The 26,137-nt window shown below is 54.0% G+C and carries 18 protein-coding genes; 5 read left to right on the top strand and 13 right to left on the bottom strand.

Going from position 1 to position 26,137, the window contains the following annotated elements; all coding sequences use genetic code 11:
* Window positions 1-475: 475 nt before the first annotated feature.
* Together ABD971_RS22720 and ABD971_RS22725 are read right to left on the bottom strand one after the other, a co-directional pair.
* Window positions 476-1,417 carry a hypothetical protein gene (locus ABD971_RS22720; RefSeq protein WP_345325850.1) on the bottom strand — a complete coding sequence of 314 codons (942 nt, stop codon included), beginning with the start codon at window positions 1,415-1,417 and terminating at the stop codon, window positions 476-478.
* A gap of 377 nt (window positions 1,418-1,794) precedes the next feature.
* The gene (locus tag ABD971_RS22725; RefSeq protein WP_345325852.1) at window positions 1,795-2,301 is read right to left on the bottom strand and encodes a hypothetical protein; all 507 of its coding nucleotides are present in this window, start codon (window positions 2,299-2,301) and stop codon (window positions 1,795-1,797) included.
* Window positions 2,302-3,057: 756 nt separating this feature from the next.
* Between ABD971_RS22725 and ABD971_RS22730 the strand changes: the two genes are divergently transcribed.
* On the top strand, window positions 3,058-3,582 hold the full coding sequence (locus tag ABD971_RS22730; RefSeq protein ID WP_345325854.1) for a hypothetical protein: 525 nt from the start codon (window positions 3,058-3,060) through the stop codon (window positions 3,580-3,582).
* A 129-nt stretch (window positions 3,583-3,711) separates the two neighbouring features.
* Here the strand turns inward: ABD971_RS22730 and ABD971_RS22735 are convergent, their stop codons facing one another.
* Window positions 3,712-4,563 carry a helix-turn-helix domain-containing protein gene (locus ABD971_RS22735; RefSeq protein WP_345325856.1) on the bottom strand — a complete coding sequence of 284 codons (852 nt, stop codon included), beginning with the start codon at window positions 4,561-4,563 and terminating at the stop codon, window positions 3,712-3,714.
* Window positions 4,564-4,711: 148 nt separating this feature from the next.
* On the opposite strand from ABD971_RS22735, the gene ABD971_RS22740 reads away from it, so the two are divergent.
* The gene (locus ABD971_RS22740) at window positions 4,712-6,118 is read left to right on the top strand and encodes a pectate lyase family protein (protein ID WP_345325858.1); all 1,407 of its coding nucleotides are present in this window, start codon (window positions 4,712-4,714) and stop codon (window positions 6,116-6,118) included.
* Window positions 6,108-7,553, top strand: a complete 1,446-nt coding sequence (locus tag ABD971_RS22745) for a DUF1593 domain-containing protein (RefSeq protein WP_345325860.1) — start codon at window positions 6,108-6,110, stop codon at window positions 7,551-7,553. Before ABD971_RS22740 ends, ABD971_RS22745 begins: the two co-directional genes overlap by 11 nt.
* Window positions 7,554-8,952: 1,399 nt before the next feature.
* Here ABD971_RS22745 and ABD971_RS22750 read toward each other — a convergent pair.
* Window positions 8,953-9,927: a hypothetical protein gene (locus ABD971_RS22750; RefSeq protein WP_345325862.1), complete on the bottom strand. Its 975-nt coding sequence runs from the start codon at window positions 9,925-9,927 to the stop codon at window positions 8,953-8,955.
* Window positions 9,928-10,216: 289 nt separating this feature from the next.
* Between ABD971_RS22750 and ABD971_RS22755 the strand changes: the two genes are divergently transcribed.
* Window positions 10,217-11,197 (top strand): NAD(P)H-dependent flavin oxidoreductase, encoded by a 981-nt coding sequence (locus ABD971_RS22755; RefSeq protein ID WP_345325863.1) that lies wholly within the window; start codon window positions 10,217-10,219, stop codon window positions 11,195-11,197.
* Window positions 11,198-12,390: 1,193 nt separating this feature from the next.
* Here ABD971_RS22755 and ABD971_RS22760 read toward each other — a convergent pair.
* The 9 genes from ABD971_RS22760 to ABD971_RS22800 all read right to left on the bottom strand — a co-directional run bounded on the left by ABD971_RS22760 (window position 12,391) and on the right by ABD971_RS22800 (window position 24,882).
* On the bottom strand, window positions 12,391-12,681 hold the full coding sequence (locus ABD971_RS22760) for a hypothetical protein (RefSeq protein WP_345325865.1): 291 nt from the start codon (window positions 12,679-12,681) through the stop codon (window positions 12,391-12,393).
* Window positions 12,682-13,406: 725 nt separating this feature from the next.
* Window positions 13,407-14,390: a hypothetical protein gene (locus ABD971_RS22765; RefSeq protein WP_345325867.1), complete on the bottom strand. Its 984-nt coding sequence runs from the start codon at window positions 14,388-14,390 to the stop codon at window positions 13,407-13,409.
* A 52-nt stretch (window positions 14,391-14,442) separates the two neighbouring features.
* Window positions 14,443-15,477, bottom strand: a complete 1,035-nt coding sequence (locus ABD971_RS22770) for a DUF1573 domain-containing protein (protein ID WP_345325869.1) — start codon at window positions 15,475-15,477, stop codon at window positions 14,443-14,445.
* A 462-nt stretch (window positions 15,478-15,939) separates the two neighbouring features.
* Window positions 15,940-17,112: a vWA domain-containing protein gene (locus ABD971_RS22775; protein WP_345325871.1), complete on the bottom strand. Its 1,173-nt coding sequence runs from the start codon at window positions 17,110-17,112 to the stop codon at window positions 15,940-15,942.
* A gap of 837 nt (window positions 17,113-17,949) precedes the next feature.
* Window positions 17,950-19,218 carry a polysaccharide pyruvyl transferase family protein gene (locus tag ABD971_RS22780; protein WP_345325873.1) on the bottom strand — a complete coding sequence of 423 codons (1,269 nt, stop codon included), beginning with the start codon at window positions 19,216-19,218 and terminating at the stop codon, window positions 17,950-17,952.
* A 1,587-nt stretch (window positions 19,219-20,805) separates the two neighbouring features.
* A complete protein-coding gene (locus ABD971_RS22785) occupies window positions 20,806-21,816 on the bottom strand; it encodes a hypothetical protein (protein WP_345325875.1) in 1,011 nt (336 codons plus the stop codon).
* A 180-nt stretch (window positions 21,817-21,996) separates the two neighbouring features.
* Window positions 21,997-22,893, bottom strand: a complete 897-nt coding sequence (locus ABD971_RS22790) for a sugar phosphate isomerase/epimerase family protein (protein WP_345325877.1) — start codon at window positions 22,891-22,893, stop codon at window positions 21,997-21,999.
* Window positions 22,894-23,051: 158 nt separating this feature from the next.
* On the bottom strand, window positions 23,052-24,077 hold the full coding sequence (locus tag ABD971_RS22795) for a zinc-binding dehydrogenase (RefSeq protein WP_345325912.1): 1,026 nt from the start codon (window positions 24,075-24,077) through the stop codon (window positions 23,052-23,054).
* Window positions 24,078-24,180: 103 nt separating this feature from the next.
* Complete coding sequence (locus tag ABD971_RS22800; RefSeq protein ID WP_345325879.1) at window positions 24,181-24,882, bottom strand: orotidine 5'-phosphate decarboxylase / HUMPS family protein; 702 nt, start codon at window positions 24,880-24,882, stop codon at window positions 24,181-24,183.
* Window positions 24,883-25,371: 489 nt separating this feature from the next.
* Here ABD971_RS22800 and ABD971_RS22805 point away from each other — a divergent pair, with 489 nt between their 5' ends.
* The gene (locus tag ABD971_RS22805) at window positions 25,372-26,136 is read left to right on the top strand and encodes a cupredoxin domain-containing protein (RefSeq protein WP_345325881.1); all 765 of its coding nucleotides are present in this window, start codon (window positions 25,372-25,374) and stop codon (window positions 26,134-26,136) included.
* Window position 26,137 lies beyond the last annotated feature (1 nt).

Here is a 26,137-nt window from a genome sequence, read left to right on the forward strand (position 1 = left end):
AAGGTCCTGTTGTGTAACAAGTCGATTACGTGTTTCAGGAGCATAGCGAGTCACGTTCACCATGCGAGTCCGATTCTCTACTCTCGTTCTCTGGATCGGAACCATACGGGTACGTGTATCCCAAACGTACAATGCTCGCAGTGCGAGTGTAGCCGACTTGCCTTGGTTAAGCCGTTGTTGAATTATGTCGTATAGTTGGTACCGTCCAAGGAGATCATTGTGACCTCCCTGGTCTTGTAGGTAAAACTGATAAGACCCCTTGTCAACCGAGAATGTGGTCGAGGTGCCTGACGTAGCGTAGGGTGGTGGTTTAATCCAATTGCCACTCGGTTCGTGCTTAAGCCAAAGATAGTAAAAGCTTTGCAGATCGTTTCTTACGGTGAGCGAAGCTGTCTGCCCATCTGCGGTTGATTGAAGCAAGGTCCACACGACGCAGAGTAGAAGTGTCTTTTGAAGCATGCTGTTAGTCTAGTAATTATTCAAGATCAAAATTTGGTCTTTCGCCCACGACTACAATAGATGGCGTCGAGGAATCGAAAAGTTTTCTGTATCCCAATCGATGATACTTGCCCGTTTCAACATCTTTGACAATCACACAAAAAAAACCAGTGCTTTCACCGAAGAAATTTGTGTAGTGATTTGGATGGGCGGATGGAGGAAATTCCCACATTCGCCAGATTGGCCTGCGTCTATTTAAGTGTGCCCAGCAATCGAATAGGTACAAATGGAGCAACTCATTCGTCTTATTGTGATGACTCAGTGCAATTGTTGATATGTCACTTACTCTTGGTGCGTAGTCGTTAATTTCCCCTTCGTCCCAGGGCAGGGGGTCTACATAAAGCGACACGCTGGGAAGGTCGTCAGGAGGTGTGTCTTCGGCTTTGTAGATGTGTATGACGATGGGCGATCCTGCAGCGACCTTGAATGGACCGTCCTCTTCGACTCTGTACCGTCCGCCCTTAATTAGAATCTCGGAGATTTCGGGGATATGGCCTGGTACTGGAAGTTGAACCTCGCCGTTCGCGAGTGATCGCTCCATCGTCCAGTCGCCGTACGTAACGATAACTGAGAGTTGATCCTGCACGATCTGACTGTCTTTATCTCGTACTCGCACAGATAGCAACACGCTCTCGGATGGTGCGGGAAAAAGGAATGGAAAGAGGAGCCAAACGCCGAATCCGAGGGAAGCCGTAACGATAAAACCTAATCCGTTAAATTTGACATTCATTCCGCCAGCGAAGAACCCCGCTGCCGCAGCGGATGCAACGGCCATTATCATTCTGATGATGTTGTAACTCGATGCCGGGATACTTGGTTGAAGAACACCCCAAATGCCCAGTCCCAGAGCAGCGAGCACAAAAAGAGACGCAAATGCGATACATGCAATCTGTGTCGAATCAACCTTCTTAGCGTTCATGTGTGGTCTCTCGTTAGTTCCGGCGTCGGTGCTTTGATTGACCACACGATACCACAACTTTGACCCTGCTTCTCTGTTGCGTCAACGCATTTCTAGAGTCAGAGCAAACAGGCTATCATCCACGTATTTTGGGTCTGTCAACTTTCAGGAAATCTACGGCGAAGAAAATGATTCTGGACTCAATTGCCACTGCATAGACCAGTCCGATGATGCTCCGGTGGTCGACACCGGAACGTCGCCCGATCGATGACACCGGAGTACCCTAAAATCGCGGTGAAATTGGTCTATAGATTATGTGTAATTTGTCGAAAGGTGTTCAAATGCTAGGGTTTGTTCCCGTCGGTTTTCGCTCAAACTGACAAGTGACGACGGAATTGCTAAACTTCGTGCCATTTCATTGGTCGGTAGGTGTAGTCAGTCGAATCGTATAGTTCCGCTATGAGACCCTCTGGCCACTGCCATTTCCAGTGGTCTCTGTCAGGTCGAAATCGCTTCTTGTACGACTCCCAAACGTCTTTCACCTTTCTCTTGGTGTTATGCACTCTTTCGATGTCGGATTGATGCGTAGTTGGATCACGCCACAAAACAATTACGCGGTGATTTGCATTCGGGTGAGCTTGATACAGCATCTGGATGAGATTGTGGTCTTTCTCCTGCCAGCGAAAAACAATCGTGTCTGGATACTCGGGCCGGAACATTTCGTGTCTAGGTCTATAGGCCGTCAGACCGGATCGTGTTCGTTCCCTGCTAGCGAAGAAGTTTGGTTTTCCAATCACCCCGAAATGCTCTCTCATCCCGTGGTCGATAGTTTGAAGGCGGTCAATCAGTGATCCTTTGCCAACGCAACCAACCCCAGCAATAGTTAAGACCAGTTTTGGATTCATCGTTGCCGCTCTTACGTTCTCGAGATAATGTTTTCAAAAGTATCTCAAAACACAGAAAAAGAGCAAGTTGGAGCTAATAAGTTGAGGAGATGTTTGTTTGACTCATTGACGATGAACACCGACGCGATTTGATGATCGGCTCTAGATATCTCAGTCGGAAAAGCCGAAGTCACTTTCGAAAGCGTCAAAGTCCCATCAGTGTCGCGACTGACGCATATATTACCAGTTGGCCAGCGCGCACTGGTGGTCGACACCGTAGCAGTTGTTAGATCAGTAAAGCATGCATACGTAATTTTGGCCGACCGGCGAATGAAGTTGGGGGCATCCGCGAAGGCGGAGCGGGACTATACAAAAAAACACCTGGTTGGAGCTGAGGTAATTGGCATTGGAAGTCTGCTGTCCGTGCTCCCGTTGTCCCACTCTCAAGTGCATCAGCCTAAGTCAAGAATTCCGGCTCGAGTCAAAGCAACTTCCGCTGAGAAACGCTTCAGTGCACTTGAGTTCCGTACCGGTGCAGAGATACGTTATCGTGAGGTCGGTTTCGGCGACCGGAGCAAGCATTCTTCTTGCCGGTTCTGTCGATTTCTGGGTAATGACAGTCGAAACTGGTGTGCAAACGTGGGTGCGAGCAGTAGCTTGGATGAATGTGGCTGTAAGAATTGATTTCGCGGATCCTCTCTTGTGACTAGAACATCGATCGCATTCGGTATCCGCTGCGGGGCATTTTTATAACCTGGCTCGATCCATTGGCTTGCCATGATCAGCGACTTCTTTATTTACGTGCCGGTCTGGCTCGCGCTCATCGGCTGGTTTGTTGGTAGCTTCGCTCGGGGCCGCGGCGTGAAAGATTCCGGCGGGATGCGAGATGCCGTTTATGGTTACGCTTGGCTACTGGGAAGCTTGATGATCGCGCTTCATATTCTGGCCAGCTACGGACTCGCTCACAATTGGAGTCACGCTGCAGCGATCGAGGCGACCGCCGACGAGTCCGAGCGGGTCACCGGGATCCGTGCTGGATGGGGTGTCTATGTCAATTTCGTCTTCGCCGCCGTCTGGATGGGCTATTCAGCGGCAATGATAACTCGCAAGCGGCGATGGCCAGCAGTCGACCAAGCCGTTTTCTGGTTCACCGCGGCGATCGTCTTCTCTGCGACGATCGTTTTTGAAGCCGGGGCAGTCCGTTGGCTGTCAGTTGCCGGTTTCACCGGTCTGATCATTGCGTCTCTTTGGCCTCGCCAATCGCCCGCAGATCCAGCCGCACCGACGCATCGAACCAAGTAACATTCGCTTGTCACAGTAGAGCAATGCTTCGGGATGGCCAGCGCATCATCCGTCCGCGACGGTCGTGCGATTTTCATTGCGTCCAAACGCGGAACCTCTTTGGACATCTCGCTCGGTGTAATGTGCGGTTCATCGCGTGGATGAGGGTTGGCTTGCGTCGGCGGGTTGGTGGGCTTTGCGGTAGTCTCGCGGTGAGCACCGGCAAGTGGATTTAAATGCTTCGTTGAAGCGGCTGAGACTTTGGAAACCGGATGCGAGTGCGATGTTGAGGATCGCATCGTGAGTGGTAACAAGGAGACGCTGCGCGTGTGAAATACGATGCTGGACGACGAATGCGGTGATCGTCGTTCCAAACGTCCGCCGAAACAGATCCATAGCGTAGTTGGGGTGCAGGCCGATGGCTGCTGCAATCGACTGGGACGTCAGAGGGAGTTGATAATTCTGGGCGATGTAACAGGCCAGCTTGTCAGCACGTGACAACACCATCGCTGAGGACGTCACGGCAGTCGTGGTCATGCCGCGTGCGAATCGCAGCAGTCTTGCTTGCACTTCCAATTGAGCGGCTCGCTCCAACACCGGTTCATTGCTTTGCAGGTCCTGTTCCCATCGCCGAAACATCCGTTCATCCGATCCAACCTGAGCCATGTCCGTGAGTAGTTCTCCCTGCAAGATTCGCTGAACCAGCGTTGGGTTCAGTCCTGCACGTAAAAATTCGCCAAGCGGCAACGTCACGACAAAGTAAGGAGCATCCCCTTGGAACTCGACAATTTGATGGGGAATCGCAGCCCAAAACATTCCGAGTCGGCCTGTTTCAATCGTTGTCCGCTGGCCGCCCAGCAGGTAAGTCAGCGAACCGGCCATCATTAGGTTCAATTCGATCTCGTTGTGCCGATCGGGTCGCGTCATGCGAGTCGGCGTCCACGATTCACAGGTGAAACCGTAGGGCGAGAACTCGGGGCGTTTGATATCGAATTGCTTCATCACCTTAGAATACCGTGAGTACTGGCGAAATATCAGGGAGAATTGCGGTGTGGCTACGGATATTCTGATCCAAGTCAGGGGCGATGCCCCGCCAACGCCAAGGTGCGACCGGCCGAAGTCGCGAAGCGCATTACACAAAGGAAATGACATGAAGCTGCTTACAAGCTTGATCGCACTGTTGACTCTCGGTGGACCACTGGGGTTGCTGTTTTCCAAAGCGGCGGGCGACGAAGCCAAACCCGCCAAGGTGGCTGCGTTTCCGGGCGCCGAGGGTTACGGTTCGGTGACTCCTGGCGGCCGAGGCGGCCAGGTGATTGCGGTGACCAATCTTAACGCCCGTGGTGCGGGCAGCTTGCAGGCGGCGTGTGATGCCAAGGGGCCCAGGATCGTCGTCTTCAAGGTGGCGGGAACCATCGACGGTGACGTCAAAATCAAAAATGATTTCATCACGATTGCGGGCCAGTCGGCGCCTGGCGATGGCATCACGATCAAAGGCAATCTCGCCATCGATGCTAATGACGTCGTGATCCGCTACCTGCGAGTAAGGACGGATCACGATGGAGACGCGTTAGGGGGAAGGTACCACAAAAATATTATGGTGGACCATGTGTCGGCCAGCTGGAGTAGCGATGAAGTGTTCTCGCTGTACCACAACGAAAACGTCACGATTCAGTGGTGCATGATCACCGAAGCTTGCGCCAAGGAAGACGGGTCGCATCGTTTTGGCGGTATCTGGGGCAACCAGTACGGCACTTATCATCACAACCTGTTTGCCCACAACGACAGCCGTAATCCTCGCTGGGCATCGGGTTGCGGCTACAACGATTACCGAAACAACGTGCTGTTCAACTGGGGGTATCAAAGTTGTTACGGTGGCGAGGCACGTCAAAAAGGCGATCGGCGAAAACCAGCGATCGAGTTCTCTGCGATCAACATGGTTGCCAACTACTACAAACCGGGGCCCGCCACGCGTAGCGACGTGATGGACTGTATTGCAAGTCCTTCGTCCCGAGGCGATGACGACTACGGCAGTTGGCACGTGGCCGATAACTATGTCGATGGTTCTCCCGAAGTGACCCATGACAACGCGTTGGGTGTGGATGGCAAGACGTTCAAAAAGCTGGCGACGCCGTGGAAGGCAATGCCGATTCATCAGCAATCGCCGCAGGACGCTTATTTGGCGGTCCTTGAACATGCAGGCTGCTCATTGCCCAGACGTGATTCGATCGATGCCCGTATCAGCGAAGAGGTCCGCAAGGGCGTCGCGATGCACGGCAAAAACGGAATCATCACGACGCAGCAGGACGTTGGCGGCTGGCCGAGTCTGCAGTCGGCGGCAGCGCCACAGGATTCGGACGGGGATGGGATGCCCGACGAGTGGGAAAAGAAATACGGATTGGATGCGAACGAGGCCGATGACAACGCGTCCGACGACGACGGCGATGGGTACACCAACGTCGAAGAATATCTCAACGGAACCGATCCGACTGAGTTCGTAGACTACACCAAACCGGAAAACAACGTCAATTCGTTGGAGCAGTCGCATGGACAGTGATCCGCATCCCGTCTTGGGTGTAACGCTACTGCTGTTGCTCGTGGCCACGATGGTACTAGGGCAAGACAATTCACTGATGGCTTCGGAGAAACCACGCGTGATTGTCACGAGCGATGGCGAGATCGACGACGAATGTTCGATGGTTCGCTTCCTGCTGTACGCGAACGAGTTTGATATTGAGGGAATCATCACGTCAAGTTCGCAGTATCATGCTCACGGGCACAACTGGGCCGGAGACGACTGGGCGCAGCCCTATTTGGCGGCGTATGCCAAAGTCTATCCGAACCTGGTGAAGCACGACCCGCGTTATCCCACGGCTGAGTTCCTGCAGTCCCGAACGTTGCTTGGAAACGTAAAGTCCGAAGGAGAGATGGACGAGGTCACGGCAGGTTCCCAGCGGATCGTTGAGGTCTTGTTGGATGCGGCGGACGAACGTCCCGTTTGGATTCAAGCCTGGGGCGGAACGAACACGATCGCGCGGGCGCTAAAGACGATCGAGCAGCAGCATCCCGAGCGAATGGCGGAGGTCGCGAAGAAGATCCGCTTCTATTTCATCTGGGAGCAGGATGAGACTTACCAAAGGTACATCCGTCCGCACTGGGGAAAGTACGGCATCCAGACCATCATTTCCGATCAGTTCATTGCGTTGTTTTACCACTGGAAGAAGTACGTTCCAGAAGAGCAGCAGAGCTATCTTGCCGCCGAGTGGATGAAGGTCAATCTATTGGAAGGCCACGGTCCGCTGTGTTCGCTGTACAAGGCGCATACGAAGGAGGACAAAGGGTTTAGCGAAGGCGATTTCCGATCGGAAGGCGACTCGCCGGCATTTTTCTACAACATTCCAAACGGTCTTCGCAGCGACGAGTCCCCGGGCTGGGGCGGTTGGGGAGGTCGTTTTGTCAGAGTCCGCGAAAACACGTGGCTCGATCCCGTGTCAGAGTCTGGCTACGAGTATCCTGCAGGTCGCTGGTACACGGGATCGGCGTGGGGACGCCAGAGATTGAAGAAAGAAATCTCCGGTGACGAAGCCTTGGTTTCCTACCTCAAACCGCAATGGCGGTGGATCGACGCCCTGCAGAATGACTTTGCCGCACGAGCTGATTGGTGCGTGAAGGAGTTCGACGAAGCCAACCATCACCCTGTTGTCAAAGTGGACGGCAAACTGAATCGCAATGTGAAGCCGGGCGAAGTAGTACAGCTCGATGCAACCGCCACGGATCCTGACGGCGACGAATTAACGGTTCGCTGGTGGCAGTATTGGGAGACGGATTCGGCAGAGGCGACCGTCCGCATTAAAGACGGCGACTCGGCGAACAACGCCTCCTTCATTGTCCCCAACGAATCAGGGAACGAGGTTCACATCATCGTTGAGGTCACGGACAGCGGAACACCGCCGCTCGTTCGTTATCAGCGGATCGTCTGTCAGATCGAGTAATCGGCTACGCGATACTGCCGCTTGCAAAGCATTCAGGGGAGGCAGGAAAATGGAAAAGCCCTCGTGGCGATCAGAGAATTTTTCTGTCGCACCAATTTTTCTGTCTTCGTCTAATCGAACGTCGGTTGCAGGAGGAAACGGTGAGTGCGAGAGAGACAGTCGGCGGCTTGCGCCGCACCGCTAGATAAGACCGGCAACGCTCCGCCGGATGCACCCGTCTTAATCTTAATCATACTCTTAATCTTAATCTTCTACGGTTGCCCGTGAGCGAGGCGGGGGATTGCTCGGTCGAGATTAAGATTACGAGTAAGATTAGGATTAAGAGATGGGGTGTCAGCGGTTTGGTTTTCGTCGAGACTTCGATCGGTGGGAATCTGGTGCCCGATGCAATGCGATGCGTTGGATTGCTTGAAGATCGGGATTTACAGGAAAATGAGATGACAGGAAAATGAAAACGCTCTCGTGGCGATCAGAGAATTTTTCTGTCGCACCAATCTTTCTGTCTTCATCTAATCGAACGTTGGCTGCAGGAGGAAACGGTGAGTGCGAGAGAGACAGTCGGCGGCTTGCGCCGCACCGCTAGATAAGACCGGCAACGCTCCGCCGGATGCACCCTTCTTAATCTTAATCATACTCTTAATCCTAATCTTCTACGGTTGCCCGTGAGCGAGGCGGGGGATTGCTCGGTCGAGATTAAGATTACGAGTAAGATTAGGATTAAGAGATGGGGTGTCAGCGGTTTGGTTTTCGTCGAGCCTTCGATCGGTGGGAATCTGGTGCCCGATGCAATACGATGCGTTGGATTGCTTGAAGATCGGGATTTACAGGAAAATGGATGACAGGAAAATGAAAAAGCTATCGTGGCGATCAGAGAATTTTTCTGTCGCACCAATCTTTCTGTCTTCGTCTAATCGAATGCCGACTGCAGGGATAAGGTCAGCCGCAGGAAGACTACCGGGCTCGCCGCGACCGGTCGGTTTGGGGTGTTCGTTTTATTCGGCGCGACGGGGCGGCTTGCGCCGCACCGCTAGATCGAACCAGACGCAACCGGTGGCGTTTTGCCGAACATACCCCTTGCTAATCTTCTTCGGTCTCTCGCCAGCGGGCGAGGGGATTGCGCGGTCGGGATTTACAGGAAAATGGATGACAGGAAAATGAAAACGCCCCCGTGGTGATCAGAGAATTTTTCTGTCTTTGTCTAATCGAACGTTGGCTGCAGGAAGAAACGTCGGCTGCAGGAAGATATGTGCAGCGTCATCCGACCATCTTTTGCGGAGTTTATCCTTCTCAATCTTGATCATCATTGTCTTTCGTTGCTCGTGATCGAGCAGGAATATTGCTCAGACGGGATTGAGATTATGAGTAGGATTACGATGGCGGGTGTCGGAAGGATTTATCGCTAGAAGTCCATCGCGGCGATGCACAATTCGTCCGCCAGATAGCCGTCTTGAAGAAATTGTGCTTTTCTCGCATGATCACGAGCCAGTTCTTGTTCGATAAACAAGCGGGCTAATTTTCCTTTTCGATAGCTGCCTAATTTTGGCAAAGTTTGTTCGTGAAGTCGAATCAATTCATCGAATTGTTGCTGCATCGCGGTAGGTTCGTTCTCAATATCTGCTACCAGAAGCTTTGCATGTAAAAGATGACGGTGGGCATTGTACTCGTCGAGCACGTCGGCATATCCGAGATGCCGGAGACGTTTGATTTGATCGAATTCTTGCTGACAGAGCACGGCGGATTGCCGAAGCTGGGGAAGGACGGATGGCGAATCCTCTTTGCTGTGAGCGAGATGATGCTCCGCGACGGTCGTGCGATGCCGCGCACGGTTGAGTTCCATTGTGGACACGGCGCCTTCCTTCTGCTGTCTCGTCAAATAGCTCAACTCTTCGTTATGGAGCTGAACGACCCGTTCCAATTGATCGAGAACGTCAGCGGGATTTCCTTGGACGCGGCCCAATAGGTATCGCGAACCCGCCAGTTGTCGCATCGCCTTGATCTGTTTCAGTTTGGACCCGAATCCTAACGCGGCCATTTTCTCGTGACGTTGTAACTGTCGGCTGCGTATTTCGACCAGCAGAAGACATTGACGGACAACCTCGGCTTGGTTGTTCTCGGCGAATGCGAGGTTGTGGCGCGCTTTTGCCAGATCGACACGAGCCAGATCGACCTCCGCTTTGGAACTGGATTGACGTTCCAATAAGTCGGTTGCGGTTTTCAGCTCTGTTTCCAGGAAATCGACGACAGCTTGCATTTTTGCAACATAAACGGCATTCGGCTCGGTTTCCGGCTCCTCTGCCAATGCCGATAGACAGGAGACCGCAACAACGACCGAACCGATCCATTTGAGGCGACGAATTGATCGTGAAATGCTCATGAAAATCAGACTTAGGCGTTGGTTCATATCTGGCAGGTGCGGTGCAAGGATTTGACCTTTATCTTCGCGGCGGCGAAATCGTTCAGCATCGCACCGCCCTTCAGTATAGCCACGCTCGCCCGAGCGCGGAAAAGCCGACGATGATCGACGATCGCAAGCACCGTGGCCACGCATGAACCGACCTTGTCACACCGCTTGAGCGACGTAAGCTCACTGCGGAGCGTCATCCGTCACGCACGGCAATGTAGCTGTGCAATGCTTCGAGGTTTTCCAACCCTGGTTGTGAATTATGATACGCACCTCTTTGTGCGATTTATTGGGAATTGAACATCCAATCCTGAACGCGCCGATGAGTCGCACCGCAGCTGCCGAGCTCGCGGCCGCCGTGTCCAATGCCGGCGGACTAGGAATGATCGGCGGGACAACCCGGGGCGGTGCCGAGTGGTTGCGGCAGCAGATCCGCAGCACGCGAGCATTAACGGATCGGCCGTTTGGTGTCGGTTTTATCTCATCGTTTTCAAGCATTGATGAGCTGGTGCAAGTCGCTTTGGATGAACGCGTTGCGGTCATCAATCACTCGTTCTCCGATCCCACTGCGCATGTCAAGGCAGCACGAGACTGTGGCATTCGAATATTCGCCCAGGTTCAAAGCCTGGAGCAGGCGAAGCGGGCTGCCGATGCAGGTGTCGACGCCATTATCGCCCAGGGAGGCGAAGCGGGAGGGCACACGGGAACCCTGGGAACCATGGCATTTGTTCCCGCGGTGGTTGACGCCGTCGGTAGTCTACCGGTGCTTGCGGCGGGTGGAATCGCGGATGGACGAGGGCTAGCTGCCGCGTTGATGTTGGGAGCGGTGGGTGTTTCGATGGGGACTCGGTTTGTTGCCAGTCACCAGTGGGGTGGCGATTCGTGGGAGCAAACACCCCTGCTGGCCGCCGGCACGGACGACACGATTCGAACTGCCGTTTACGACCAAATACGGGGCGCGGAGTTTCCAAGCGGCATCGCCGATCGAGTCGTTCGAAACGCGTTCAACAGCAAATGGGATGGTCGGGCCAGCGAAATCGACGCCTCTCGAACGGAATTGCAACACGAACTCAAAGTTGCGGCAGAACAAGGGGATTCCAGTGTGATGGATATCAGCGGTGGTGAGGCGGTTGGTTTGGTTCGTTCACTTGAGTCCGCCAGGACGATCATCGATCGTACTGTCGACGAGGCTGCACGACTGTTACGAGACAATGCAGCCAAATACACTGATCCGATCACCTGAGACCGTTGTCACACTTGTGAATTCAGGGGTCATGACCTTAATCACATTTGGTTTCTCGTGAGGGAACGGAGATTGCTCGGTCGGGATTAGGATTAAAAAGTGAGTGATGGAGGTTCGGTTCGATCGAGACTTTGGTCGGCAGAAGCCTGTGGCCGGTGCAACGCGATGTATTGTGTTGCCTGGAAGGCAGGATTTGCAGGAAAATGAGACGACAGGAAAATGAAAACGCCCCCCGTCGCGATCAGAGAATTTTTCTGTCGCACCAATTTTTCTGTCTATACCTTATCGAACGTCGGCTACCGGAAGAGGTGTGTATCACAAGAGAGATGCCCTTTGCGATTTACTTTAGTAGCGAAGCGGCGCGAGCCGTCCGATTTGAATCCTCGGTTTTGCTCGCTGCAACCGGGCGGCTTGCGCCGTACCGCTAAATAAAGCCGGTGGCGTTTTGCCGGACGCACGCTTGATAATCTTAATCGTCTACGGTTGTTCGTGAGTGAGCGAGGGAGTGCGCGGTCGGGATTTACAGGAAAATGAGATGACAGGAAAATGAAAAAGCCCCCGTGGCGATCAGAGAATTTTTCTGTCGCACCAATTTTTCTGTCTATACCTTATCGAACGCCGGCTACCGGAAGAAATGCGTCGCACAAGAGAGACGTCCGTTGCGATTTACTTTAGTAGCGAAGCGGCGCGAGCCGTCCTGTTGGAATCCTCGGTTTTTCACGCTGCGACCGGGCGGCTTGTGTCGCACCGCTGAATAAAACCGGTGGCGTTTTGCTGGATGCACGCTTCCTAGTCTTACTCGTCTACGGTTGCTCGTGATCGAGCAGGGGGATTGCGCGGTCGGGATTTACAGGAACATGAGATGACAGGAAAATGAAAAAGCTATCGTGGTGATCTGAGAATTTTTCTGTCGCACTAATTTTTCTGTCTATACCTTATCGAACGTCGGCTACCGGAAGAGATGTGTCGCACAAGAGAGACGTCCGTTGCGATCGACTTTAGTAGCGAAGCGGCGCGAGCCGTCCGGTTTGAATCCTCGGTTTTACTCGTTGCGACCGGGCGGCTTGCGCCGCACCGCTATATCGAACCTGACGCAACCGGAATCAGGTCACCACCTCACCGGGCCTTCTTCACTTTGCGACGTGCGTCGCGGGTTAGAGCGAGAACACGAGGGTTGTTCCATCCGCTACTGGTCAGGTAAACAGGAACATCGCCAAGGCTATTGTCACGCTGGTGAGCAGCATGAAGACGATGACGACGGCAAAGATCGTGGCCCGCATGCGAGGAAACAGGTCTTCAGAAACCCGCTTGCCATCGACCAGCACGTTAACTCGTTGTGACGCGTCCAGCTCGACTTCGACTTGATGTACTTCTCGCTCGCCAATTTGCATGCGACACGTTCCTCGCTGGACCGGCGTCGCGTTGCCTGCGGCGTCAACGACGTGCGTTTGCAGACCGCGAGTAAGCGACGTTTCCACGATCACCGTGTGGACCTCCTGTTGGCCAACTTGAATTGCCCGCCTCCTCTTCACCAACGAGTCAACATCGAGCGGGGGCGGTGCGTAGGGGTTGGTGCTTTGCATTCTCTGGATGGAGCACAAGTAGGGTGTTGCCAGTCATATCTGGGAGACGTTCAACGATAGCACGCAACCAAATCGCATGGACAGTGTGCGTGTGAGCAGCTTCGAAATCGCGAGTCTTCGCACTGTCCATGTGAGTTCCTGCGATGGTTGATCACGCCCATCGCGGCAACCGAACGTCCTTTGCCGGATAAACCCGTTCGTAATCTTAGTCTGCTTCGGTTGTTTGTGAGCGAGGGGAGGATAGCTCGGTCGGGATTTACAGGAAAATAAGATGACAGGAAAATGAAAAAGCTATCGTCGCGATCAGAGAATTTTTTTGTCGCACCAATCTTTCTGTCGTTGTCTGATCTAATGTCGACTGCGGGGAGAATAGATGTGTGGCAGATATAACGCTGGGGCTCGCCACGACCGGGCGGCTCGCGCCGCACCGCTAGATCGAACCGGTAGCGATTTGCCGGATGCACCCTTCTTAATCTTCTTCGGTTGCTCGTGAGCGAGGGGGAGCTTGCTCGGTCGAGATTAAGATTATGAGTAAGATTAGGATTAAGAAGTGGTGGACGGGAGGGCCCTATGGCAAGGGCCGCGATTTCGCAATTTCCATTGCTCGGCATCGGCTGCTGGGCTGATCAATCAGAGCTTTTCTCGCTGTCTTCACGGAGTTTCTCGCTGAACATGAAATCCGTCAACGCGCGTCGGTCATTATCCACTTGCCCCTGATCGTAGCACTTTCGTTTGAAGAGTTTGCAGTATCCCAGTCGCCAATCGTGAACCGACGTTTCGGGGTACATGTCGGGATTGTCCTCTCCCGTTTTCCACTCGAGTGCATATTCGTACTCATAATGGGTTTTTCCGGAAGCGTCTTCATCCATGACGCGATAGGAGACGGGAACACGATGTGAGCCATTGCGATCCCACTTTGTTTCGCAGAGAGAAAAAACGCGACGCGACTCTTCACGTACAAGCGTATAGACCGATCGTGTCGGCAGGTAGCCTTCGTCTTTCGCAAAACGGATGGTGAATTCACTCGCAAAATCATGGAATTGTCGACGCCAGGTTGCAACCATGTCTCCAGATTCCTTGTCGTATTCTGCATCAATCAATTCACATACTTCAAACAGCATTCGCGATACATAATCTTCATCAACAGGATGACTGGCAAACGTCGAGTAGCGTACGAGAGACAGATAGAAGGGCGAACGATACGGGGCGGTTGGTTTTACCTCCTGTTTGTTTTCGCTGTTGCGAACATTCATATGCGAAGAGATTCCCCGCCGCATCTTCTTGTGCAGTCCCGTTGACAGCACCTGCTCCCAATACGGAATCCGAGCATCGACGCTGTCATTGGAAGTGCTCGCCCAGTACTTCCAATCGTTCTTTTTGTTCGCGGCAAAAATGAACGTTTGTTTTTCCGAAACGGGCCCGGGTCTATGCGGTCCGATACCCTGGATTTCACAATCGATCCAACAGGCATAGTCTTTGTTGACTTCTTCCGCCGCCAAAAGATAGTTTTGAGCGTATTCGAAAACTCGATCTTGTAGAGGGTGCGTTTCCTTATCCGCGTCCTTTTTCAGCGTGGCATCGTCGGCTAAGACGCTAGGAACACTTAGCAAAAGAATTAGTAATGGGCAGGTGATTCTGTTCACAATTTTCGATCCTGATTCACTAGGGAACGGAAACTTTAAGACGACATCGTCGGTCGTCCGCCAATGCAAGCTCAGCATCCACGATGCCGGATTTTTCCAGCACAGCGTCGCGGCTCAGCGCAATCGTCAAACGCAGTGCATCGTCTGCCACCGGGACCACATCCGTGACCTTGCAAAGAAAATCCGATGATGATTCGTCCTTGTCTGAAAAAACTTTGAGATCAACTTCGTCGCCTTCCGACACATGCAGCTTGTCGTTGGCATGAGTCCTTAGATGAAAAGTGAGCGTCGTTTTCTCAGCGACTCTTGCGGTGATCATTTTGGGATAGATCGTTACACTGTCCTTGACCTCATACGGCAAAAACACCTCAACGGGATCGCTATTTGTAGCCGGAGTCAGAAGAAAAGAGATACGTCCTTTCGATTCGAAATCGAGTTTGCCACTCGAAAGAAATAGGTCGACCTTTGCCGCAGAACGTGAGAGTTTATCAATACTGCAACGACTAACTGGTCCGGTTGTTGACCGCAGTTCCAATTCAACGCCTGCTCCAAACTTGTCTTTTCCGTTTGCGGAAAGACGAATTTCAAACTCGTTGTCTGGTTGCGAACGGTCAATCAGTATGGATGGTGGGTAAAACGCAAACGCATCGACGACTTTCCCGAGAACTGACAAGGAAAGCGTTTGACCCGTTTTGAAAACAACGGTGGCCTGGACAGCAAATCGTCCAACATCAACCTTTACGAGTCGCATCTCAAACGCGTGCGTTTCTCCAGATTTCAGAGTAACACTGTCGCTTCCATCCGATTTGGGCAAAACGCATCCACAGCTTGATTTAATATCACGAACAATAAGATTGCGTGATGATGAATTCTTGATCGGTATCCGCACTTCATACTGCTGCCCCTTGACAATCGTGCCAATGTCTACCTGTCGTCTCGGAGTCTTGCCATCAAAATGCAGTGAAGGTAAATCAAGGGTTACAGAAAACGCCTGTCGCGGTTCAGCCGCATTTAGGCCGCAAGCAACGAAACAAAGGCACAGAGAAACAAACAAACAAGGCTGTCGGCACGCTAAAACCAACTTGGGGCACGTTCTCGGTCCAGATATGGTTGTCCGCATCACGGAATCCCGTCAATTTCGTGTAGTGTGATTGTTAAGAAAGAGGGAATGCAACTCGCCAGCAGATGCAAGGTACCGCAACTAAAGAAGCAAATCAAGTTTTCGGGAGACGTTTCTTAGTTACCTCTCCCTAGCTGCGGTGACTGCTGATTTAGTAGCAAGCGCACAGGCCGGAGGCCGACAGATAGACTGCCGTTGGCGTGAGCCAACGGTTTTGGAGCGACCTGTCGCCGTAAGGCCGGAGGCCGACACACTGGCAGCAGATGTGTCGCCCTCCGGGCTATGTTTTTCCGACTCTCCTGACCGGTAGCTTACGCTACCGGCAGAGGGTGTATCGGCCTCCGGCCTGCAATCAATGCTACTAGATCAGCAGTCACCTGCGCTCGAGCGAGGTGACTAGCGACGAACAAACACGAACTCTCCGTCGTTTTCTTTCGCTAGACGCTGAAGCGCATCGGTTGTTTTTGTGTCGCCCATCGCGATGGCGTGGATGCGAGCCTTGCTGGTGCGGGTCGAGTTGAGTTCGCTGATGCGGTCCGCTGCTTTCGGAGCGAACTCGCCATCGGTCAAGACAAAGATCTCGTCAGGTTGCATCGAGAGTGCCTGCGCGACGGCAGGAAATGGATCGGTGCCGCCTGCGGGGCGATATTGCTGCACCCAATGGATCCCGCGTTGCTTGTTCTCGGGAGTGGCAATTTGCAGGCCTGCTGCGAATGTGTCGAGATTGCTTCCAAAGAAGACGATCCCAAATTCGACACCCGGATTGAGCGATTCTAAGGAGGCGGTCAATTCGTTGGTGAGTTTCTGCCATCGCGAAGGATATCCCAGTTCGCGAGGATCTCGCATGAATAATTTTTGATCTTTTGCATCGAGGCCTATCCTGCGGGCTTCTGCGAGTTTGTCTTCCGTCCGCGTCAGCCCCAATGCCCTCTGCATGCTGCCTGATGCGTCGGCGACAAACATGATCTTTCCGCCATTGATCGGAATGCCAAAGTATCCTGCCCCTCCTGGAGCTTCACCCGTTCCTGTGTCCGCTTCGGCTCCGCTGTCGCCTTGTGCTTCACCTTGCGAGCCGTGCTGCGAGTCCGCAACAGCGGCCTGAGAAGTAATTGGGATCAATCGCAATGTCGGTAGCTTCATGGGCCATGCCACAGCGGCTGGGAGTGACGAGGCGGATGACACATTTGGTAGTTCCACGTCGTTGATTTTGGGACTCAGATCCACATCCACTTTCGACTCACGGAGCTCCAGGACTTCCAGTGGTGTCTCCGGTAGAGGCTCGATACGCGTCAGCGGTACATGGGGAGATCGGTTGTCCAGTCGCGTCTTAAGTACAAGCGTTTCCACTTCAGCGGGTGCAGCGATTGTCAGCGCGAGTGCTAACAACAGAACGAGGTGAACAAGGGTCGAAGCTAAAAACGATTTGTAACGACGAGGACGCGGATTAGGCGAAACTAAAGCTTGCGTCTGCACCGGAACGGCAACAAAACACGGTCCATTTCGCGATGATTCGCTGGACGAGGCCAGGATGTCGTCGCTGCTTTGCGGAGGAGAGCCTGCGGCATTCATGGAGTTGACTCGAAGCATGTTGCGACAGCGAGGTTGATCATTGAATTCGAGGGATGTGTTTTCGATCCGTCTCGATTGTAGCCCCTGAGATGAGTGAAGAGAAACGAAATGGGGGCAAACGTTGTCGTCGGTCCGACTGACGTGCTCGTCAGTACCGAGTGCGGGTGCAACGGCATGAAAATCGCAGGTGGCGAGAGTGGCCGTGTGCAATGCAATGCGTCTGTGCACTTGGGAGCACGAAACACACTCCTTTCACTCGTCTACGGTTGTTCGTGATCGAGGGGGGATTGCGCGGTCGAGATTTACAGGAAAATAGATGACAGGAAAATGAAAAAGCTATCGTGGCGATCAGAGAATTTTTCTGTCGCACCAATCTTTCTGTCTTTGGCTAATCGAACGTTGGCTGCGGGAAGAAAAGGTGAGTGGCTGGAAGACTGCCGGGGCTCGTCGCGATCCGTTCGGTTTGGGTCGTCCGTTTTTACTCGCTGCAACCGGGCGGCTTGCGTTGGGCAACGATTTGCTGGATGCATCCTTCTTGATCCTAATCTTCTTCCGCTGTTCGTGAGCGAGGCGGGGGATTGCGCGGTCGGGGTTTACAGGAAAATGAGATGACAGGAAAATGAAAAAGCTATCGTGGTGATCAGAGAATTTTTCTGTCGCACCAATCTTTCTGTCTTTGGCTAATCGAACGTCGGCTGCGGGAAGAATAGATGTGTGGCAGAAATGACGCTGGGGCTCGCCGTGACCGGGCGGTTTGCGTCGCACCGCTATGTATGGCCAGCGGAAACCGACCCTCCTTTGCTGGAGGATCTTTAGCAAGATCCACTACGGGGCGGGTTAGGTGAACTGGTGTGCCAGGACTTGCATCGTTTCGCGTTGCCGCTTCTGTACGAATTGACGGGCCGCCTCGGTCTTGGCTTTCGCGGCGCCAAAGTCGCTGGCCATTGCGACGACGGCGTCGGGGATCTTTGCGGATTGAACTTCGTCGTCAAGGTCGAACAACCAATCCCCCAGCCCGATGTCTTGCCACATGAACCCTTTGCTCGTCTGTTCGGCGAACCGGCACACGATCGCGGGGATGCCGTTGCCGACTGCCATGATCGGCGAATGCATCTCGCTGCCAAACAGTCCCGCACTGCGTACATAAACACTCAGTGCTTCGTCGGTCAGCCAAAAGTTCTCTCGCCATACGACTCGCGGTTTCACATCCGCAGGCAGCTTGTCGTACAAGTTTTCTTTGCCCACCTTCATCTGCGTCATGTCCTCGGGACAGAGCAGAACTTTCAAGTCAGTTTCTCGAACCACACGAATGATCGCTTCGCGGATCGGAGCATGATCACGCTCCTTCATCGCTTCGTTATGTGCATGCCGCTTGGGATCGATGTCGCGTTTCTTGCTGGGGATCGTCCAGTACGGTGTGTACCGCAATCGCGACTGACAACACAGGAATTTGCCTTCTTCGAGTCCATTGGCTTCCAGGAACGCAGTGGCCGCGGCGTCGTCACGCAAATCACAAGCGAATGCACCGTCGGGTCCAAATTCCATCACTGGGCAATTGACGCCTTGCTCTTTTGCCAATGCCAACGACACCGAATCACGAAAGAATACGAACTTGGCCTTACTGAGCAGCTCCTTGTCATCACCGGACAAGAATGAACCGTGAGTGATCCCGTAGACGCCAAACGGTTTGCCGGTGTGTTTGATGTAGGCCGCGACATCGCGCGCGGCGACCAGGGACGGGCCTGATCCGTGTAGCAAAAACTCGGACCATGTGATCGCGTCTTGCAAATTGGCATTGGACGCCGTGCCGTCGCTGCGGATCGAGCCTTTTACGATTTTCAATTTCGGAAATCGGCCGTGTTCCATCGCGGCGACCTCTTCGGTCAAATCGCCCGAAGCCCATAAGATGACCTCGGCGTCGGGCAGATGTTTTTCGATTAACGCCAACACGCCAGGCGTATGAGCGATATCGCCGATGTTGACCACCTGCCATGATGAACGTAGCAGAATGCGAGGGCGTTTCGATTGGGCGGCGAACGCAGGGCCAGTGAGGGTGCTGGCTAGGGTTGCAGCCAAGGTGGACTGTAAAAATGTTCGTCGTTTCATCATGGTAGCGTTTTGGTACTAGGTAGCGGAACTCGTCAAGAGTTTCAGCAGAGATTTCGTATTGGGTAGCGGAACTCGTCAAGAGTTTCGAAGCAGTTAGGATTAACGTGCTGCGTTAACGATCTGGCAATCCAGGTGAAGTGTAAATCGCAGTGGTGAGCGTGGGCCGTAAGGCACCGGGTGGCGCGTGAGGCCCGGCCGCTTACGCGTCACGGCTCAGTTGTTCAGCGTTGTGTCAAGCGTCTCGATGTGTTTAGTGTATCCGACGAAAGTCTTGACGACTTCCGCTACTTTCGGTCGCGTTTTCGTATCAGGTAGCGGAACTCGTCAAGAGTTTCGATGCGGTCAGGATTGACGTGCTTCGTCAACGATCTGGCAATCCAGGTGAAGTGTGAATCGCAGTGGTGAGCCGTGGGCCGTGAGGCGCCGGGTAATTTGTGGGACCCGGCCGCTCACGCGTCACGGCTCAGTTGTTCAACGTCCTGTCAAGCGTCTCGGGGCGTTTAGTGTACCCGACGAAAGTCTTGACGACTTCCGCTACTTTCGGTCGCGATTTCGTACTAGGTAGCGGAACTCGTCAAGAGTTTCGATGGGGGTAGTGTTAACGTGCTGCTTTAACGATCTGGCAATCCTGGTGAAGTGTGAATCGCAGTGGTGAGCCGTGGGCTGTAAGGCACCGGGTGGCGCGTGAGACCCGGCCGCTTACGCGTCACGGCTCAGTTGTTCAATGTTGTGTCAAAAGTCTCGATGTGGTTGGTGTATCCGACGAAAGTCTTGACGACTTCCGCTACTTTCGGTCGCGATTTCGTACTAGGTAGCGGGACTCGTCAAGAGTTTCGATGCGGTCAGGATTGACGTGCTTCGTCAACGATCTGGCAATCCAGGTGAAGTGTGAATCGCAGTGGTGGGACCCGGCCGCTCACGCGTCACGGCTCAGTTGTTCAATGTTGTGTCAAAAGTCTCGATGTGGTTGGTGTATTCGACGAAAGTCTTGACGACTTCCGCTACTTTCGGTCGCGTTTTCGTATCGGGTAGCGGAACTCGTCAAGAGTTTCGATGCGGTTAGGATTAACGTGCTGCTTTAACGATCTGGCAATTCAGGTGAAGTGTGAATCGCAGTGGTGAGCCGTGGGCCGTAAGGCACCGGGAGGCGCGTGAGACCCGGCCGCTTACGCGTCACGGCTCAGTTGTTCAACGTTCTGTCAAGCGACTCGATGTGGTTGGTGTATTCGACGGACTAGGAAGTCCATCGTACGACTAAAACAACAAGCCGTTGACGGCTTCCGCTACTTGCAGTCGCGTTTTCGTACTAGGTAGCGGAACTCGTCAAGAGTTTCGATACGGTGGGGATTAATGTGCTGCTTTAACGATCTGGCAATCCAGGTGAGGTGTGAATCGCAGTGGTGAGCCGTGGGCCGTGAGGCGCCGGGTGGCGCGTGAGACCCGGCCGCTTACGCGTCACGGCTCAGTTGATCAACGTTCTGTCGAGCGACTCGATGTGGTTGGTGTATTCGACGAAAGTCTTGACGACTTCCGCTACGCTTGACTCGCATTGGTTCAGTACGGCAACTCTTTTTGGAAGATGCGTTAGCGAGGGGGGGTGGAGGATTCTTTTGAATTTAATGCTTCGATATTGGCGGCTTGATGCAGCTTCATCATCTCGGCGTCACTGATCGCTCGGTCGAAGACGGCGAGGCCTCCGAAGCGACCGATCGTTGCTTCGCGTGTGAATGACCCTACCGCGTAACGAGCGCCGACGGTGAAGTCCGATCCGCCTCCAGGTTTGGTCTTGGCATGCTTTTCAGCGTCGTACCCAAAGATGCCTCGGCCGTGATAATACGGGTTCATTCCGCGGTCTTTGCCATCAGGTCCTTCGCTGGTGAAGTAGCGATCGTTGCGTCGGTCTTTCACCGCATCAAGCTCTCGTTTGTCGAGCACGCCGTTGATGTACGCGCGAATGTAGTCACCGTCATAGGTGAACCCCAATGTGCACCAGCGATCGGTGGGCACGGTTTGCCGGGTCGCTGCGTAATCGGCACACCACGGAAATGCACTGCCGTCGGCACGACGCGTCACTCCGCCTTCGCTGGAGATATGAGGTACCAATTGATTCGGACCGCCGTAAGTCGGCATGTTCATTAACATCGCGTATTGCCGCGTTCCCGAATCGTCGTTCGCTCCTTTCCCTTCGCTCCACATCCCTGCGATCGTCCGGCTCTGACGCAAGTTGTGGATGTTGACGACCGCAAACATGCTGACTTGGGCCTCAGGACCATGGATGTTCAAATCACCCGTCTCGGCATACGGGATCTTGAAGTACTGTTTGCCATTCAAGTTCGCGGCGTAGCCCGAAAAAGGACCGCCTTCGACTCGGTTGATCGGTCCGTCGACTTCGATTAACGGATAGTTTTGCTCGCTGCCGATTGATTTCCGCGACTGGCCTGCGGGTTCGCCGAACGTCCAAAACGCAACCAATCCAGGCATCTGGGTGACGACGCTTGCGTCACCGCTGGGCTGCGTGTCTTTCGAGTCGGGAGTATCCGCGTAGGTCGCAGTGCAGGTGAGAATGGCGAGAGCAAATGAGAGAGCGTGTTTCATTGGTGGGTGTCGTTGGGGAAGGAAGGTCGTGGATCTTGCTAAAGATCCTGAGCCTATCAACGCGGGGGAAACGTTGCGAGGTTTCTGGGGGCGAAGGGGGGGCGATACTGAAGGGACTAGTACTGAAATGGGCCAATACTGAAAGGGATCAATACTGAAAGGGACGTGTAGCCACGTCCACTACGGCCAGTGTTGGGCGATCTTTTGTTTTAGGAATTCGACGCTGCGGGCGAGTTGGTCCATGCCATCGACGCCGTCTTCGATACTGATCCAGCCGCCGAAGCCGACTCGTTTCAGTTCACTGAAGATCGCGTCGTAGTCATTCAGCCCTTTGCCGATCTCGCCATGGCTGAGTCGTTTCGCGTACCCGACCGCGCCGCCCTCTTCGCGTCGCAGATCCTCCAGCGTCCCTTCGATCAGATAGCGGTCGCTGGCGTGCATCGTTACGACTCGGTGCGAAACTCGTCGCAGTAACTCGATCGGATCTTCGCCCGCCAAGTACGTGTTACTCGGATCATAGTTAACGCCAAAGTGCGGGTGATCGATGCGGTCGACGATTTGACAAAAAACATCCATTTTCTGAGCAAATTCGGGGTACTCCCAAAAATCGTCTTTGTAGTGGTTTTCGATGATCAGCGTGATGCCGCGATCGGCTGCGAAGGGCAAACATGCCTGGATCGAATCGACTGCGTACGTGACTCCCTCGTCGATCGTCAATTCCGGTCGCCGTTGGCCGCTGAGTACTCGGCAATACGAACCGCCGAGCGCGTGAGTCATCTCGATCCAGCGTTTTTGTTTGGCGATCTCTTGCTCTCGAAACGCCGCGTCGGGATGGGTGAAGTCGGGTGAGCAGCACATCATCGGGATGACTTTGCCGTGGTCTTCGACTTGCTTGCGAAACCGCGACCAATTCGATTCGTCCGCCATCTCCAGAAACCCGGCATACCACTCCAGCCCTTGGATATCGAGTTTCGAAGCGAGTTCAATCCACTCGCTGACGCTCATTGTGCCATCTTTGCAGAGTGCCTGCATGAACGCTTTGGGAAAGGCCGCAAGTTTGGGTGTGTGTGTTGGCATTGATCGATTGGATGATGAGGATATGTTGTTGATTTGTAGTGGATCTTGCTAAAGATCCTGGCGGCATTGGCGGCTGGGGGAACGTAGTGGCGATGCTCTGTGGGGAGGGGCGGTGCCCTGCGCGGAGGGACGTGTAGCCACGTCCACTACCGAAGGCCCTACACCGGCTTCAGCACCGATTTGACGACTTCGCCGCGATGCATTTTTTCGAACGCTTCGTGCCACTGGGTGATCGGCCAAACGCCGCCGATGATCGGTTTGACGTCCAATTGGCCGCTGCTCAGCAGAGCGATCACGCGTTCCCAGATCGGCCAATTGTGACTGAAACTGCCTTGCAGTCGCACGTTTTTTTGGACCAGTGGATCGAGGTTGAACCCCAGCGGTTGCGGGCCCCAGCCGACTTTCGAGATCCAGCCGGCTGGCCGGACAAGGTCCATTGCGATCTGCAGTGTGACGCTGGCGCCGGCAGCATCGATCACTCCATCGCACCCGAGTCCATCACGCTCAGTTGCCCACGGTTTCGCATCGCCGATGATCGCTTCACAACCATATTGCTTGGCGATTTCCAGACGGTGGCGATCGGATTCGAGTCCCACGATTGCGACTTCGGCGCCACACAGGCGAGCCACCGCGGCACACAGAATTCCAATCGTGCCAGGACCAAGCACGACAATGCGGTCCCCCGGTTCGATCGAAGCATTCTTAACGACAGCGTTGTAGGCGACGCAGCAGGGTTCGGTCAGACAGGCATGTTCAAACGGCAAGGCGTCGGGAATGGCATGCAGGATCCGCGAGGGGACGCGGACAAATTTGGTCATCGCCCCGTTCACTCCGTAACCAAACCCTTTACGAGTCGGGTCCAGGTTATACAGTCCCCGGCGTGACATCGGATTTTGTTGATCGATGATCGCAGCGGTTTCGCTGACCACACGATCACCTTCGCTCCAGCCATCGACGTTCACGCCCAGTTCAACAATGTTGCCACCGAATTCGTGACCGAGCACGACGGGATAATTGACGGGCCACGAGTGGTCCGCAGTCCACTGGTGCAGATCGCTGCCACAGACGCCGACGTTGGCGACCTGTAGCAGCACATCGTCGGGGCCAATTTCGGGTCGATCGAGTTCGCGAATTTCGACGCATCCTTTTTCAGGAGCATAGTTCACCACCGCAGCAGATTTCATCATTCCAACTTCTCGCTCAAGTAACGTAGTCCAGGCTGCCAGCCTGTCATCCTCTCCCCACCCTTCCTCTTCCGCTTTCTTCTCTCTCCCGTCTCCTCACTCCTCACTCCTCACTTTCTTCCCCCTCTCCATGCACAGCATCGCAGATCAAACGCAGTGAAGACTCTAAATCTCCATCGGCGGTTTTAAACGAATCGGCATCGATCGTCAGCGGGGCGCCCAGCACGACCAGCGGCGCGCCGTACGCAGGGCACTGGATCGCTTGTTCTAAACTTAATCCGCCAACCGCTTGCACCGGCACTTTGACGGCCTGGCAAACTTCGCGGAGTTGATCCAGGGGACTTGGCATCCGCTGGCCTCGCGCCGCGATGCCTCGCCGTTCATCGTAGCCGATGTGATGGATGACAAAGTCGCAGCCGAGATCTTCGAGCCATTTCGCGCCCGCGATCATGTCATCGCAGACCATATTGTCACCCATCACTTGGACGCCAAAATCTTTTCCAGCTTTGACGACACAGCGAACGGTTTCCTCGTGTGCCCGAGCCATCACGACGACATGGGTCGCCCCAGCGCCGGCCATCATTTCGGCTTCCAAATAACCGCCATCCATCGTCTTTAAGTCGGCGACGATTGGCACGTCCGGAAACTCGCTGCGAAGTGCCCGCACGCCGTGCAGTCCCTCGGCCAAAATCAGCGGCGTGCCTGCTTCGAGCCAATCCACGCCAGCGCGAATCGCCAAGTGCGCGGTCTCGATCGCCTCGGCGATATTGGTCAAGTCGAGTGAAATTTGAACGATTGGCTTCATGGGTGGGAGAGGGGGGAGTGAGGAGTGAGGAGTGAGGAGTGAGGAGTGAGGAGTGAGGAGTGAGGAGTGAGGAGTGAGGAGTGAGGAGTGAGGAGACACGGAGACACGGAGACACGGAGACACGGAGACACGGAGACACGGAGAGGGGGAGAGGGGGAGAGAGGGAGGGGGCTTTTAGTTTAGGGACTGCTGGGAGGGCTGTGTTGCGTGAGCGTTGGGGAATTCGGCACGTGAGCCGTAGCGAAAGTCGCCAAGACTTTCGGCCCGTCATTTTCGACAGCTGGCCAGCTAGCTCATGAACGACTCGCAATCGCCGTGTGAATCAGACTCGGCGAATAATATAAATCATCAAGGACTGGAACGAACGCTGATGATGTCGGCGGTGGAGCGTATCATCGTTCTGCTAGTGGCCTTGAGTGCATTGTCTATAATGCATTGAGTAGGCTCGGCCAGACGTTCATGATTTGATGCTTAGAGAGGAGCTGCAGCATGCGTCGAATATTGATTTCCGTTGCATTGATGGTGGCATGCGGGGGGAGTTTGAGTGGCGGTGATCTGACGCTTCGCTTTCAGTACGCAGGCGAACTGCCGGTGCCGGAGGCGATCCAAGTCGACAAGGACGTTGAGTTCTGTGGCCTGCATCCGTTGGTCGACGAAAGTCTGCTGGTCAATCCGCAGGATCGTGGGATCAAGAACGTGGTCGTCTACCTTGACACGGGACGGGGCGGTAGCGAGGTTGCAAAGATCCCGTCGCTCGAAAGAACGCATACGCTGACCAGCAAACATTGCCGATTCGATCCGCACATCGTGGTGATGCAGGCTGGCGACACGCTTCATCTCACGAATTCGGATCCTGTCGGTCACAACGCAAACGTAGCATTATTTCGAAATCCGGTATCCGGCCAGCTAATTCCGCCGAATGGTGTACGGCGTATGAAACTCGATCTGCCGGAACCAGCTCCGCTTCCGGTTCAGTGCAATATTCATCCTTGGATGAAAGCCTATGTGGTGGTGTTAGAGCATCGCTATGTTGGCGTCAGTGACGAACATGGCAAATTGGTCATCCGAGATCTGCCCGAGAAAGAGCTCACCTTTCGTGTGTTCGCCGAAGCGGCAACGAAACCACTGGGGACGGTGAAGGTCAACGGCCAGCAACAGGATTGGCCACGCAACCGGTTCCGCTACAAGATTCATGCAGGCGAGAATGACATGGGTACCGTGACGCTAACCGCCGATCACTTCGGTCGTCCTTGAT

Source organism: Novipirellula rosea (assembly GCF_039541335.1).
Lineage (GTDB): Bacteria > Planctomycetota > Planctomycetia > Pirellulales > Pirellulaceae > Novipirellula > Novipirellula rosea.